Source organism: Pseudomonas sp. GL-R-26 (assembly GCF_019947365.1).
Taxonomy (GTDB): Bacteria; Pseudomonadota; Gammaproteobacteria; order Pseudomonadales; family Pseudomonadaceae; genus Aquipseudomonas.
The window spans coordinates 476,081-489,084 of record NZ_JAGYGI010000001.1 but is presented as its reverse complement, the minus strand read 5'-3'; the positions used below and the strand labels follow the sequence as shown (position 1 = coordinate 489,084).

14 protein-coding genes are annotated in these 13,004 nt (G+C 61.8%); 5 read left to right on the top strand and 9 right to left on the bottom strand.

The window, feature by feature from the left end; translation table 11 throughout:
- Positions 1-21: 21 nt before the first annotated feature.
- Positions 22-912, bottom strand: coding sequence for a 4-hydroxybenzoate octaprenyltransferase (gene ubiA, locus KGA96_RS02250; RefSeq protein ID WP_046038920.1), 891 nt, complete (start codon positions 910-912; stop codon positions 22-24).
- On the bottom strand, positions 912-1,475 hold the full coding sequence (locus KGA96_RS02245) for a chorismate--pyruvate lyase family protein (RefSeq protein WP_046038922.1): 564 nt from the start codon (positions 1,473-1,475) through the stop codon (positions 912-914). The genes ubiA and KGA96_RS02245 overlap by 1 nt, the downstream gene beginning before the upstream one ends.
- Positions 1,476-1,674: 199 nt before the next feature.
- On the opposite strand from KGA96_RS02245, the gene KGA96_RS02240 reads away from it, so the two are divergent.
- The 3 genes from KGA96_RS02240 (at position 1,675) to KGA96_RS02230 (ending at position 3,482) form a co-directional block, all read left to right on the top strand.
- Positions 1,675-1,845: a rubredoxin gene (locus tag KGA96_RS02240; RefSeq protein WP_007995385.1), complete on the top strand. Its 171-nt coding sequence runs from the start codon at positions 1,675-1,677 to the stop codon at positions 1,843-1,845.
- 18 nt (positions 1,846-1,863) lie between these two features.
- Positions 1,864-3,012: an NAD(P)/FAD-dependent oxidoreductase gene (locus KGA96_RS02235; protein WP_046038926.1), complete on the top strand. Its 1,149-nt coding sequence runs from the start codon at positions 1,864-1,866 to the stop codon at positions 3,010-3,012.
- A 194-nt stretch (positions 3,013-3,206) separates the two neighbouring features.
- Entirely contained in the window at positions 3,207-3,482 is a 276-nt protein-coding gene (locus KGA96_RS02230) for an HU family DNA-binding protein (protein WP_003195589.1), read from the top strand.
- An 89-nt stretch (positions 3,483-3,571) separates the two neighbouring features.
- Here the strand turns inward: KGA96_RS02230 and KGA96_RS02225 are convergent, their stop codons facing one another.
- Entirely contained in the window at positions 3,572-3,967 is a 396-nt protein-coding gene (locus tag KGA96_RS02225) for a DUF6124 family protein (protein ID WP_046039537.1), read from the bottom strand.
- Positions 3,968-4,504: 537 nt separating this feature from the next.
- Between KGA96_RS02225 and KGA96_RS02220 the strand changes: the two genes are divergently transcribed.
- Complete coding sequence (locus tag KGA96_RS02220; RefSeq protein ID WP_046038928.1) at positions 4,505-4,876, top strand: hypothetical protein; 372 nt, start codon at positions 4,505-4,507, stop codon at positions 4,874-4,876.
- Between the two features lie 155 nt (positions 4,877-5,031).
- Here the strand turns inward: KGA96_RS02220 and KGA96_RS02215 are convergent, their stop codons facing one another.
- From KGA96_RS02215 to exbB, 6 genes are all read right to left on the bottom strand, one after another.
- Entirely contained in the window at positions 5,032-6,435 is a 1,404-nt protein-coding gene (locus tag KGA96_RS02215; protein WP_046038931.1) for an aminoacyl-tRNA deacylase and HDOD domain-containing protein, read from the bottom strand.
- 78 nt (positions 6,436-6,513) lie between these two features.
- Positions 6,514-8,589 (bottom strand): ATP-dependent DNA helicase RecG, encoded by a 2,076-nt coding sequence (gene recG / locus KGA96_RS02210; RefSeq protein WP_223511489.1) that lies wholly within the window; start codon positions 8,587-8,589, stop codon positions 6,514-6,516.
- A gap of 9 nt (positions 8,590-8,598) precedes the next feature.
- Positions 8,599-9,528, bottom strand: coding sequence for a hydrogen peroxide-inducible genes activator (locus KGA96_RS02205; RefSeq protein ID WP_046038933.1), 930 nt, complete (start codon positions 9,526-9,528; stop codon positions 8,599-8,601).
- A gap of 263 nt (positions 9,529-9,791) precedes the next feature.
- A complete protein-coding gene (locus tag KGA96_RS02200; protein ID WP_046038935.1) occupies positions 9,792-10,541 on the bottom strand; it encodes an energy transducer TonB in 750 nt (249 codons plus the stop codon).
- A complete protein-coding gene (gene exbD / locus KGA96_RS02195; protein WP_007975187.1) occupies positions 10,538-10,966 on the bottom strand; it encodes a TonB system transport protein ExbD in 429 nt (142 codons plus the stop codon). Before exbD ends, KGA96_RS02200 begins: the two co-directional genes overlap by 4 nt.
- 6 nt (positions 10,967-10,972) lie before the next feature.
- Positions 10,973-11,944, bottom strand: a complete 972-nt coding sequence (gene exbB / locus KGA96_RS02190; protein WP_046038938.1) for a tonB-system energizer ExbB — start codon at positions 11,942-11,944, stop codon at positions 10,973-10,975.
- Positions 11,945-12,132: 188 nt separating this feature from the next.
- Between exbB and KGA96_RS02185 the strand changes: the two genes are divergently transcribed.
- Positions 12,133-12,990: an SDR family oxidoreductase gene (locus KGA96_RS02185; RefSeq protein ID WP_046038940.1), complete on the top strand. Its 858-nt coding sequence runs from the start codon at positions 12,133-12,135 to the stop codon at positions 12,988-12,990.
- Positions 12,991-13,004: the final 14 nt, after the last annotated feature.

The window sequence follows — 13,004 nt, the reverse complement described above, 5'->3', positions numbered from 1 at the left end:
GGCGGCGATCTTTTTGATGCTTCAACGCAACGCGTAATCCAGCACAATCCCGACGAAAATCGCCAAACCCGCCCAGTGATTGTGCAAAAACGCCTTGAAGCAGCGCATCCGGTCCTTGCCGCGGGTGTACCAGAATTCCCACGCAAAGCAGCCCGCCGCCACCAATAATCCGAGGTGGAACCAGCCACCAAGGTCGAACTTCGAACCCGCCAGCAACAGGCAGCCCAGCGCCAGCCCTTGCAGGGTCAGGATGATCACCCGGTCCGCGTCGCCGAACAGAATCGCCGTGGATTTCACGCCGATCTTCAGGTCGTCGTCGCGGTCGGTCATCGCGTAATACGTGTCGTAACCCACGGTCCACATCAGGTTGGCGATCCACAGCAGCCATGCAACTGCCGGCAGTTCACCGGTTTCTGCGGTGAACGCCATCGGCATCCCCCACGAAAATGCGGCGCCCAGCACCACTTGCGGGTAATAGGTGTAGCGCTTCATGAACGGGTAACTGAACGCCAGCGCCAGACCGCCCAACGACAGCCATATGGTCGCGGCATTGGTGCACAGCACCAGCAGGAAACTCACGCCCATCAGCAATGCAAAGAACACCAGCGCCTCTTTGGAGCTGATCTTGCCGCTCACCAGCGGCCGCTGCTCGGTTCGCTTCACATGACCATCGACCTTGCGGTCCGCCCAGTCATTGATCACGCAGCCGCCAGCGCGGGTCAGCACCACACCGAGGACGAAAATCACAATGTTGGCCAGGGACGGCGAACCCTTGCCGGCAATCCACAGCGCCCACAGCGTTGGCCAGAGCAGCAGGTAAATGCCGATCGGCTTGTCCATGCGGGTCAGCTGAATGAAGTCCCAGGCCCGAGGGTTCAAGCGGTTCAAGGACTTGAGCAGGCTTTGGTACATCAACGGTTCTCCGATTGGGCGCAGGCGGCGTCCCACAGGGAAGGCAGGAAAATTTCGGCCACCAGCACGCTCAGCGCACCGCGGTCAAAGCGCGAACGACGGCCCCACAGCTCAGGCGATTGCACCTCGGCGGGCAGCCAGGCTTGCGGATAATGGCAAACCTCGATGGCCCGGCGCTGGAAGGCCTGATCGCAAAACAGCAATTCGCCCAGCGAGCGGCTGCCCAGTTCGTCCATATGCAGGCCGTCGCCTTGCAATGCACTGCGTGACGCCACGCTGCGCGCAAACACCCACGCCTGGCCATGACCGCGCAAATACACCTCGCGCACCCAGCCCTCACTGCCATCGGCCAGGTCCAGCGCTGCGCACTCGTCGGCGCGCAGGGGCTGCCAGCCTTCGAACATCGGCGAGACGCTAAAGGCATCATTCGACAGATGAATCAGACGTCTGGTGAGCGAGCCTTCGTCGAACAGCCAGTCCAGGGTGGAAGCATCGGGAAGGGGCGCCAGTTCGCTGCGCGAGAGCCAGAGAGGAGCTGGAGAGGGGGATTCTGTGTGATGCACAATGAGTCATTATTGGCAGCAAATGAGGCGGCGAGCTTAACATGTCAGCCGCCGATATCGATTGAAATGGCCTGCCGTTGCGCCGAACAGGCTTGCATCCGACGGCCCCGATCAGTACAAAACGCGCTGAGTTGGACGGCAGTGCTGCAACCATCGACCGTCTGGCCGGCAAAACGCCTGAACCCTGAGGAAGTACCTGATGAAAAAGTGGCAATGTATCGTCTGCGGCCTGATCTACAACGAAGCCGACGGTTGGCCGGATGATGGCATTGCGCCGGGCACCCGTTGGGAAGACGTCCCGGCAGACTGGCTGTGCCCGGACTGCGGTGTGGGCAAGATGGATTTTGAAATGATCGAAATCGCTGCCTGAATAATTGAGGAGTAAGGAATGAACGCACCTGTCGTAATCATTGGCACCGGCCTGGCGGGCTACAACGTGGCCCGCGAGTTTCGCAAACTCGATAGCGAAACCCCGCTGCTGCTGATTACCGCCGATGACGGACGCTCCTACTCCAAGCCGATGCTCTCCACCGGCTTCGGCAAAAACAAGAATGCCGACGGCCTGAGCATGGCCGAACCCGGCGCCATGGCCGAGCAGCTCAAGGCCGAAGTACGCACCCACACGCGCATCAGCGGCATCGACCCGGGCCACAAGCGCCTGTGGATCGGTGAAGAAGCGGTGATCTACCGCGACCTGATCCTGGCCTGGGGCGCCGAAACCGTGCGCGTGCCCATTGAAGGCGACGCGGCGGATTGCGTATTCCCGATCAACGACCTTGAAGACTACGCACGCTTCCGTGCGGCGGCGGCCGGCAAGCGCCGCGTGCTGCTGCTCGGCGCCGGCCTGATCGGCTGCGAGTTCGCCAACGACCTGACCCTGGGCGGCTACGAAGTGCAGCTGGTTGCACCGTGCGAGCAAGTCATGCCGACCCTGCTGCACCCGGCGGCCGCCGCTGCGGTGCAGGCTGGCCTCGAAAGCCTCGGCGCGCGCTTCCACCTCGGCCCGGTGCTCAATCGCCTGCAACGCGTGGCTGACGGCCTGGAAGCACACCTGTCCGATGGCCAGGTGATCCCGTGCGACGTGGTGGTCTCGGCCATTGGCCTGCGCCCGCGCGTCGACCTGGCGGCAGCGGCCGGTCTGCAGGTCAACCGCGGCATCATGGTCGATCGGCACCTGAAAACTTCCCACGCCAACATCTACGCCCTGGGCGACTGTGCCGAGGTCGATGGGCTGAATCTGCTGTACGTCATGCCCCTGATGAGCTGTGCGAGGGCGCTGGCGCAAACCCTGGCCGGCAACCCGACCGCCGTCACCTATGGCCCGATGCCGATCACCGTCAAAACCCCGGTCTGCCCGTTGGTGGTATCCCCGCCGCCACGGGGTGCAGAGGGCATCTGGACAGTCGAAGGGCAGGGCGCCGACATCAAGGTTTTATGCCGCGATGCCGCGGGCAAGCTGCTCGGTTACGCCCTTACCGGTGCCGCCGTGATGGAAAAACTGGCCCTGAACAAAGAGCTTCCGGCTCTGTTGGCGTAAATACCGGTCGTTCTGTCGGAATCACCCCCCTTTTGCCCTAACAATGGCCGCGCCGATACTGGCGCGGGGCCTCACTGCGTGCCATCCTCACTCCCGTCTGCCGCAGAGTAGAGCACCTGCGGCGCTTTTGGCGCTGCTCCGCAGAGAGCAGCACGGACATAACAACAACAAACCGTCAAAGGGGCTTCACTCACATGCGTAAACCAGACCTCGCCGCAGCCATTGCTGAAAAAGCAGACCTCACCAAAGAACAAGCCAACCGCGTTCTCAACGCCGTTCTTGAAGAAATCACCGGTGCCCTGCACCGCAAAGACAGCGTGACGCTGGTGGGCTTCGGCACCTTCCTGCAACGCCATCGCGGTGCCCGCACCGGCAAAAACCCGCAAACCGGTGAACCCGTCAAAATCAAGGCCAGCAACACCGTTGCGTTCAAGCCAGGCAAATCGTTGAAAGACAGCGTCAATCCGTAATCCGTTTTCACCTCCCGCGCAGCGGGGGAGTGGAATAAAAAATGGGCACGCCAACCAGGGTTGGGTGCCCATTTTTTGTGGGTGGCGAATCAGCCGAGCCCGCTTTGTTGCTTGGCGAGAATCGCCGCCATTTCCGGTCCATCCAGATGATCCAGCGCCCGCTCTACCAGCAAATGCGCCCCCTCAGCCACGCGACTGATCGCCAGGGCTACTGAGCGGCGTGAGCCGTCTACATCATCGGCCAGGTCCGCGGCGATGGCGCTGATGGACAGCAAATCTTCCGATGCGTTGGCCAGGAGTGCTTCGGTGTTGATGTCCGGGCAGACACTGAAGAGTTGGCCGCTGCGTTTCGTTGGTGCTTGTTTTGGTGGGGCGAGATAGTGATCGAGGGCGCGTTCGGCGGCTTCGTGGAGTTTTTTGGAATCGAGGGATTCGTAGGGGGATGTAGCCGGATCTTCTGGCGGATTAGGTGTTGGTTTGAACATTTGAATCACCGAGTTATGGAGCTCACACAGTTTCGCTTGCTTCGAAAAAGGTGGCAGCTGTGTATAGGTGTGCAAGACCGGACTCGGTTGCCGGCAGACCCGAAGGACTCCCACACACAGCCGCCATAACGATTCGCGAGGATAAAAAAACACCCGGTGAATAGCCATAACCGATTGCATGACGAGTCCGGACTTGCACGTCCGAGTCACCAACTTTGCAGTGACTGGGAGAGGTTATCGGTGCCGGCCAAGTACGCCTAGTTCATGTATAGCCCAGCGTATTGAAGGAAATGTCCGATAGGTTTGCGGGGTTGAAGATCAAAAAATCGCAGCCTCCGGCAGCTCCTACAGAATGTGTTTCGTTTGGTGTAGGAGTGGTGTGTGGAGTGGTCTTGAAGGAAGTTTTGATAATTGTGACTTGGTGGTCATCGTGAGGGTAATGGTTCTGATCTTCTTCTAACGCAAGCAGATACTGGTGTTATCGCCTGAAGCCGTTAAACTGCCCCAGCCGTTCATTTTTCTCTTGAGGCTGTGCGCATGAAATTTCGTTTTCTGCTGTGGATGCTGGGTTTGTTGATGGGTAAGGCCAGCCGGACCAATCCGGCGTTTCAGCAGCAACTGGGTGACAAGGACCTGGTGTTTCAGCTGCAGACCCTGGACGGGAAAGTGGCGCGGCAATTCCGCGTGAAGGACCAGCGCATCACCAGCCAATCGGGTGTGCATGCCGAGCCTGCGTTTGCGATTGCCTTCAAAGACGCCGCGTACGGCTTTGCCACGATGCAGGCGAAGAACAAGCAACTGGCGTTCATGACGGGGATTCAGGACAAGTCGATTCAGATCAAGGGCAACCCGGCGCTGGTGATCTGGTTCCAGGGGCTGACAAAGTACTTGAAGCCGAAGAAGGCGTAGGAGCGAGCTTGCTCCGGGCGGCGTTCCGACGAGAAACTCAAGTACCCCGTGTTTATCCAGGATGCACGCGTCATCGTTGACGACCTTCGCGGGCAAGCCCGCTCCTACAGGATTCAGGTGATCCATGTGGGAGCGTGGCTTGCCCGCGATGCTTTTCAGCCTTGAGTGAATTGCGAAGCCAGTTCGCGCAACAGCACTTCGGCCTCGAGGACTTTGCTGACCACGTCATTGGCTTTTTCGCGGCTCAGGCCAAGGCGTTCGAGCAGGGCGTCGGGGATATCTTCGTCGGGGCCCGAGCCGATGCCACGGCTGCGAAGCAGGCGCACCGACAGGCACACCAGGTTCGGGTACTCAGCGAAGTCGCCGTCGTAGTGAGGATCGTGCTGGAAGCGCAGGGCGGTGGCCAGTTCTTCAGGCATGTCCCAGTAGCGCATCAGCCACGAGCCGATCTGTTCCCGGCTGATGCCCAGCAGGTGTTGTTCCACGAAGCTGTGGCACAGGTGCGGGTTGACCTCCAGGTGGCGGCAGATCAGCGAGAAGTGCGGCGGGAACACGTGGGCCAGCAGCAGGTAGCCGAAGTTGTGCAGCAGGCCGGCGAGGTAGGTCAGGCCGGCTTCCGGGCGCTGGGCGCGCGGCATGGCGCGGGTCAGGCCTTCGATGACGGCGGCGGTGTAGATCGATTGCTGCCAGTACGGCGTGGAGTGTTGCGGGTGGTCCTTGGGCAGGCTCAGGGTTTTGCCCAAGGCCAGGCCCAGCGCCAGGTTGATCACCAGGTCGAAGCCCAGCACCCGGACGATGGCGTCTTCCACCGAGCGGATCTTGCCCGGCGAGGCGTAGTAGGGCGATGCCGCCCAGCTCACGACTTGTGCGGCCAGCGCCGGGTCAGTTTCGACCACGCCGGTGATGTCGTCGATGGTGGCGTTGGGGTCGACGCGCAGCTTGATGATTTTTTGCGCGGTTTCGGCCAGCGGCGGAATCTCGATGGTCGCTTCCAGACGCTGCTGGATGCGCCGTGCGGTGAACGCCTGGACGGCCTGGGTGATTTCCTTGCGGTCATCATCGGGGCGGTCGAGGTTGGGACGGATGCTGGTCAGGTTTTCGCCGAAGTTGGCGGCGCTGGCCTTGGTCAGCATGGTCGCCTTGAAGTCTTCGCTGGAGATTTCCAGCAGCACGCCCGGCTCACCGGAGTTGATCAGCAACTTCGGCTCACGCAGCAGGCTTTCGTCGTACAGGCACGGTGAACTGGTCAGTGCCGGCAGGCCCGGCAGCAAGCTGAGGTTGTGCTTGCCGAGCATTTTTGTCAGGCGTTCGGTGGGTACGGCGGCGAGGCGCCGACCGGTGAGTTCAGTGAGGCGATTGAGGTCCAGCAATTGGCTCTGCGGGAACAGCACCATCAATACGCCAACGCTGTCATCCAGCAGAACGGCCTGCACTTTACGCGCGGCATTGAGGCCGTGACGGTCCAGCACTTCTTCATAGGCAATGCCTAACTTGCCCAGCATCAGCCGAATAACCGACGGAGCGTGCGGGGTGTCGGGTGCGAAGGCAACTTCGGTCATGGTCTGTATCCGTACTTAAACAATTGCAGGAGTATAACCAGCTTGCTTGGGACCACGCCTCAGAAACCGTGACGGTTGTCACACTTGGCCGTATTGTTGGCCATGACGCAGCCATCGGTCGAGCAGCGGGCTGACGTGGGTCGGCCAGCGCTCAAGCAATGCCTGGGCGGCATCCCGCACGGCGGGCAGCAAATCGGCGTCGCGCATCAGGTCGGCGACCTTGAATTGCAGCAGGCCGGTCTGCCGGGTGCCGAGCATTTCGCCGGGGCCGCGCAGTTCCAGATCCTTTTCGGCGATGACGAAACCATCGTTGGTTTCGCGCATGATGCCCAGGCGCTGGCGGCCGATCTGCGACAGCGGTGGATGGTAGAGCAGCACGCAATGGCTGACGGCGCTGCCCCGGCCGACGCGGCCGCGCAACTGGTGCAATTGCGCCAGTCCCAGGCGCTCGGGGTTCTCGATGATCATCAGGCTGGCGTTGGGCACGTCCACGCCTACTTCGATCACCGTGGTGGCGACCAGCAGTTGCAGGTTGCTGGCCTTGAACTCGGCCATCACCGCAGCTTTTTCCGCAGGCTTCATGCGGCCGTGGATCAGCCCGACTTTCAACTCGCCGAGGGCAGCGGTGAGATCTTCGTACGTGGTTTCGGCGGCCTGGCAGGTCAGCTCTTCCGACTCTTCGATCAGTGTGCACACCCAATAGGCCTGACGCCCTTCGGCGCAAGCGCTGCGCACCCGCTCGATGACTTCGACCCGCCGGGTGTCGGTGATCAGCACGGTGTTGACCGGTGTGCGACCGGGGGGCAGTTCGTCGAGGATCGAGGTGTCGAGGTCGGCGTAGGCACTCATGGCCAGCGTGCGCGGAATCGGCGTGGCGGTCATGATCAGCTGATGTGGACACATGCGTCCGCCGACACCTTTCTGCCGCAAGGCCAGCCGCTGCTGTACGCCGAAACGGTGCTGTTCGTCGATGATCACCAGCGCCAGGTTCTTGAATTGCACTTCGTCCTGGAACAACGCGTGGGTGCCGACCACCATCGGCGTGCCGCTGGCGATTTGCTCCAGGGCGGCGACGCGGTTCTTGCCCTTGAGCTTGCCGGCCAGCCAGGCGACTTCAATACCCAGCGGCTCGAGCCAGCGCTTGAAGGTGATGAAGTGCTGCTCGGCGAGAATCTCGGTGGGCGCCATCAGCGCGACCTGATAACCGGCCTCCAGCGCTTGCAGCGCGGCAAGGGCGGCGACCACGGTTTTACCGGCGCCGACGTCGCCCTGGATCAGCCGCAGCATCGGTTCGTGCTGGCTGAGGTCATAGGCGATTTCATTGCCGACCCGTTGCTGGGCACCGGTCGGGCTGAAGCCGAGGTTGGCCAGGTACTTGGCCGGCAGTTGCGTGGCTTTGGGCATCGCGGGCGCACGCAGGGCGCGCATGCTTTCGCGCAGACGCTGTTGCGACAGTTGATGGGTCAGCAGTTCTTCGAAAGCCAGACGGTGCTGCGCCCAGTGGTGACCGAGGGCCAGTTCATCGACGTCGGCATCGGCGGGCGGGTTGTGCAGGTAGCGGATCGCGTCGGCCAGCGGCGCCAATTGGTAGTCGCGGGCCAGTTCGTTCGGCAGCCAGTCGGGCAGGCTGCTGGGACCGAGCAGGGTGAGGGTCTGCATGCACAACTGGCGCAAGCGCTGTTGGGTCAGGCCTTCGGTGAGCGGGTAGACCGGGGTCAGGGTTTCATCCACTGGCGGCGGTTCGTCACCGGTGATGGCGCGGTATTCCGGGTGGTAGATCTCCAGCCCCGAAGCGCCGGGCCGCGCCTCGCCGTAGCAGCGAATCCGCGTGCCGCGTTTGAGGCCTTCCTTTTGCGCGTTGCTGAAATGATAGAAGCGCAGGCTGAGTCCGCCAGTGCCATCCTGCAACCGGACCACCAGGCTGCGCCGACGGCCCATGACCACATCGGCACCGCTGACGGTGCCTTCGATGACCGCATCCTGACCGGGCCGCAGTGCGCCGATCGGCACGACACGGGTGCGATCCTGATAGCGCAGCGGCAGGTGAAACAACACGTCCTGGAGGTTTTCCAGGCCGACCTTGGCCAGTTTCTCGGCCATGGCTTCACCGACACCCTTGAGTGCCGTCACCGACACTTGCGACAACTCGCTCATGACCGTTGCTTAGCCCGCAGCGACTTGCGCCGCTGGCTTGGCCACCGAGCACAGGCGAATGGAGTCAGCGAGGATTTCAATCGCTTTCGGACGCGGGAAGCTGGCGCGCCAGGCAATGGCCACGGTGCGGAACGGTACGGGTGCCGACAACGGACGCACCTCAATCACGCCGGGGGCGTAGTGATGGCTGTCGACTGCCGACAACGGCAGGATCGAAATCCCGAGGCCCGAGGCGACCATGTGGCGAATGGTTTCCAGGGAGCTGGATTCCACCGTGGTGTGCTTGGCGCCGTCGTTGCCTTTGGTCAGGGTCGGGCAGGCTTCCAGTACCTGATCGCGGAAGCAGTGGCCTTCGCCGAGCAGCAGCAGGCTCTTGTCGTTGAGCAGACTGGAGTCGATGGATTCTTTTTGCGTCCACGGGTGCTGCGCCGGCATCAACACGTAGAACGGCTCGTCGTAGAGCTGCAGGGTCAGCACGTCGGCTTCATTGAACGGCAGGGCGATGATGATCGCGTCGAGCTCACCGTTGCGCAGCTTGTCGCGCAGCACGTGGGTGAAGTTTTCTTCGATGTACAACGGCATCTGCGGGGCGACCCGGTGCAGTTGTGGAATCAGGTGCGGAAACAGGTACGGTCCGACGGTGTAGATCGCGCCGACCTTGAGTGGGGCGGTCAGCTGGTTCTTGCCGGCCTGGGCCAGTTCGCGGATGCCTTGGGCCTGTTCCAATACCTTTTGGGCCTGGGCCACGATGCCTTCGCCGACCGGCGTCAGGCGCACGGCGCTCTTGCTGCGCTCGAAAATCAGCACACCGAGTTCGTCTTCAAGCTTTTTCACGCCCACCGACAGGGTCGGCTGGCTGACGTGGCAACGCTCGGCCGCATGGCCGAAGTGCTGCTCTTGGGCGAGGGTAACGATGTAGCGTAATTCTGTGAGGGTCATAGCAAGCGTCCATGTAGTTGCGGGCCAAGCATACCGGCTGCAATCGATAGACGCACGTTATCAGACTGAGTGCGTCGAGTGACACCGGGCAATGCCGGATTGCCGCTGGAAGATATGCAAAAGGCACCTTTCGGTGCCTTTTTGGCTGGATTTACGAACTTGTAGGAGCGAGCCTGCTCGCGAAAGCGGTGTGTCAGTCAACGTTGATGTTGAATGTGACGGCCTCTTCGCGAGCAGGCTCGCTCCTAAAGGTGCTGGTGTTATCAGCGGCGGCGTTTCTCCAGCGAATACACAAACGGTGCAACGATTTCGATGGAGCCATTGGTCAGCATGTCGGCCGGTGGCTTGGGCAGCGGTTGGGCGCGGCGGATCATTTCCAGGGTGGCCCGGTCCAGATCGGCAGTGCCCGAGGCGCCTACCAGCTCAAACGACAACACATTGCCTTCGGCATCCACGACGAAACGCAGACGGTTCATGCCTTCCTTGCCCCGCGCCTGGGCACTTGCAGGGTACTTCTTGTACTTCTGCAGGTGCGCCAGCAACGTGCCTTGCCAGCTGGCCTTGGCTGCCATTTGAGCAGGCGAAGGGCCTGGCGCAGGCTGGGCGGATTTCTCCGTCGGTACCTGAGTCTGCTGGGTTTCGGCCGGTTTTTCTTCGGCCGGCTTTTCCTTCGGCGGCTCGGGTTTCTTCTCTACCGGCTTGGGCGGTTGCGGCTTCGGCTTGGGTTTGACCGGCTTGGGCACAGCAATTTCGGCTTTCGGCGCTTCGGCGAGCTTGGGTATCGGCAGTTCTTCAACCGGAGCCGGTGGCTGCGGCGGGGTGACGACCTTCGGCGGAGCAGGCGGTGGCGGGGCAGGAACCGGTGCCAGTTCGACCATCATTGCCTGAGGGGGCAACTCGATGGGCGGACGGGCGGACCAGTTCAGCGCCAGCGCGATGGCCAGCGCGTGAACACCCAGCACCACAGCCAGGCTACCGCTGTAACGCGTCAGTTTATGGCGCGTCGTGATCATTTCTTGGCTGCCGTCTCGAGTCCGACCAGACCGACCTTCAGGTAACCGGCAGAACGCAGGTTGTCCATCACGCTCATCAGGTCGCCGTAATCCACGCCTTTGTCGGCCTGGAAGAAGATCGTCGTGTCTTTCTTGCCCTGGGTCCTGGCGTCGAGGGTGGCGCCGAGTGCTTCGGCCTTCACTTCGTCTTCGCCGAGGAACAGGCGCTGGTCAGCCTTGACGCTGAGGAACACCGGTTTCTCTGGCCGCGGCGCCGGTTTGGCGGTCGAGGCGGGCAGGTCGACCTTGATGTCCACGGTGGCCAGCGGGGCCGCCACCATGAAGATGATCAACAGCACCAACATCACGTCGATGAACGGCGTAACGTTGATTTCGTGGTTTTCGGACAGATCGTCGTCTGCCCCTTCTTTCAAATGCAGGCCCATGGCCGATTACCCCACTTTCACCATGTGCGGTTGCGAGCTGCGCTCAGACTGGTGGTCGAGGTCGCGGCTGACCAGCAGCAGGACCTGTGCCGACGCGTCGGACACCTGAGCCTTGTAACCGGCAATGGAGCGGGCGAATACGTTGTAGATCACGACCGCAGGGATCGCTGCAACCAGGCCCAGCGCGGTAGCCAGCAGGGCTTCGGCGATACCGGGCGCGACGACGGCGAGGTTGGTGGTCTGGGTCTTGGCGATGCCGATGAAGCTGTTCATGATGCCCCATACGGTACCGAACAGGCCGACGAACGGCGCGGTGGAACCGATGGTGGCCAGCACGCCGGTGCCGCTGCTCATGTTGCGACCGCAGGCCGCGACCAGGCGCTCAAGACGGAAGCTGACGCGTTCCTTGATGCCTTCTTTCTCACGGCTGTTGACCGACAGGCGCATCTCTTCGAGAGCATCATGTACCAGCAGGTTGGCCAGGGTGCCTTCCTTTGCTGCGGTGGCGCTGGCTTCCTTGAGGGAGGCGGATTTTTTCAGTTGGGCGATTTCACCGCGCAGACGACGCTTGGCGCCCATCAGCTCAAGACCCTTGGCGATCCAGATGGTCCAGGTAATGATCGAGGCGATGGCCAGGCCGATCATCACGATTTTCACGATGATGTCGGCGTTCTTGTACATGCCCCACGGCGACAGGTCATGGGCCATGCCCAGGGTGTTGTCGGCTTCGAGGACTTCAGGGACGTCTTCACCCAACGCTTCTGCCGATGCGGCCTGGGCAGGATCGGTCGCGACCGGAGTAACGGCCGGGGCGGCATGATCGGCCGGAGCCGGCGCGGTGGCGGCCGGTGTGGCTGGCGCCTGGGCATCGGCGAAAGCGGCGACCGGCGCGAGCATCAGGCTGAGGAACAGGGCGGCCACCGCGCTCCAGGCGCGAGGTCGTTTGGTTGGCGAAGCGAAGAATTGATTGCGTGTCATGCTGGCCGGACCTGAGAGAAAAAACGGGTGATGTTCTTCCAGGCCTCGAAGGCCGAGAACAAAAGTGGGGAGGCATTATTGCAATTAATTCTTGTTAACAAAAGTAATAGCGTCTCTTTTTTTCCTGCATTGCTAGCCGCCTGTCTATTGCCGGCGCTAGTCTGTGGCTTTCCGATGGGAGTTTTCTGATGTCTGCGCCTACTGTTTTGATCGCCGGCTGCGGTGATGTCGGCAGCCGCCTGGCCACACAATTGCTGGCGGCGGGGTGGGAGGTCCATGGCCTGCGACGCGACGTTTCACGTCTGCCCAAGGGCGTCATCGGCGTGGCCGGTGACCTGTTCAACAAAGACTGCCCGGCTACCTGGCCAATCGGCGCCGTGGATTACCTGGTGTATTGCGCGGCGGCCACCGATCACGACGAAGCCGGTTACCGCGCTGCGTATGTCCAGGGCCTGGAACACGTGCTGGAGTGGCTGGACGACTACGGGCAGGTGCCCAATCGCCTGTTGTTCGTGTCCAGTAGCAGTGTTTACGGTCAGCAGAATGGCGAATGGGTCGACGAGGCTTCGCCAGCCGTGGCGGCGGGTTATTCCGGGCGTGTGATGCTCGAAGCCGAGCAACTGGCCCTCAAGAGCGGCATTCCGGCGAGCATCGTGCGTCTGACCGGCATTTATGGTCCGGGCCGTGAGTGGTTGCTGACTCAGGTTCGTCGGGGGTATCGCGTGGTAACTGATCCGCCGCTGTATGCCAATCGGATTCATGCCGACGACGCCGCAGGATTGATGGCGTGCCTGCTTGAGGCGGATCGGCGTGGCGTTGCGCTGGATGATGTCTACATCGGCGTCGATGACGCGCCGGCAGCGCTGGCCGATGTGGTGGGCTGGTTGCGTGAGTATCTGGGTGTGACCGAATGGGCTGATGACGACAGCGTGCGTCGCACAGGCAGCAAGCGCTGCAGTAATGCGCGGGCCAAGGCATTGGGCTGGACGCCGAAGTATCCGAGTTTCCGCGAGGGGTATGCGGCGATTCTGGAAGGGCGCTGCTGACTTCCAGGCACCGT

Coding starts and splice junctions, on each gene's coding strand:
- ubiA (WP_046038920.1), bottom strand. CDS start 912: ATGTACCAAAGCCTGCTCAAGTCCTTGAACCGCTTGAACCCTCGGGCC.
- KGA96_RS02240 (WP_007995385.1), top strand. CDS start 1,675: ATGAAAAAGTGGCAATGTATCGTCTGCGGCCTGATCTACAACGAAGCC.
- KGA96_RS02235 (WP_046038926.1), top strand. CDS start 1,864: ATGAACGCACCTGTCGTAATCATTGGCACCGGCCTGGCGGGCTACAAC.
- KGA96_RS02230 (WP_003195589.1), top strand. CDS start 3,207: ATGCGTAAACCAGACCTCGCCGCAGCCATTGCTGAAAAAGCAGACCTC.
- KGA96_RS02225 (WP_046039537.1), bottom strand. CDS start 3,967: ATGTTCAAACCAACACCTAATCCGCCAGAAGATCCGGCTACATCCCCC.
- KGA96_RS02220 (WP_046038928.1), top strand. CDS start 4,505: ATGAAATTTCGTTTTCTGCTGTGGATGCTGGGTTTGTTGATGGGTAAG.
- KGA96_RS02215 (WP_046038931.1), bottom strand. CDS start 6,435: ATGACCGAAGTTGCCTTCGCACCCGACACCCCGCACGCTCCGTCGGTT.
- recG (WP_223511489.1), bottom strand. CDS start 8,589: ATGAGCGAGTTGTCGCAAGTGTCGGTGACGGCACTCAAGGGTGTCGGT.
- KGA96_RS02205 (WP_046038933.1), bottom strand. CDS start 9,528: ATGACCCTCACAGAATTACGCTACATCGTTACCCTCGCCCAAGAGCAG.
- KGA96_RS02200 (WP_046038935.1), bottom strand. CDS start 10,541: ATGATCACGACGCGCCATAAACTGACGCGTTACAGCGGTAGCCTGGCT.
- exbD (WP_007975187.1), bottom strand. CDS start 10,966: ATGGGCCTGCATTTGAAAGAAGGGGCAGACGACGATCTGTCCGAAAAC.
- exbB (WP_046038938.1), bottom strand. CDS start 11,944: ATGACACGCAATCAATTCTTCGCTTCGCCAACCAAACGACCTCGCGCC.
- KGA96_RS02185 (WP_046038940.1), top strand. CDS start 12,133: ATGTCTGCGCCTACTGTTTTGATCGCCGGCTGCGGTGATGTCGGCAGC.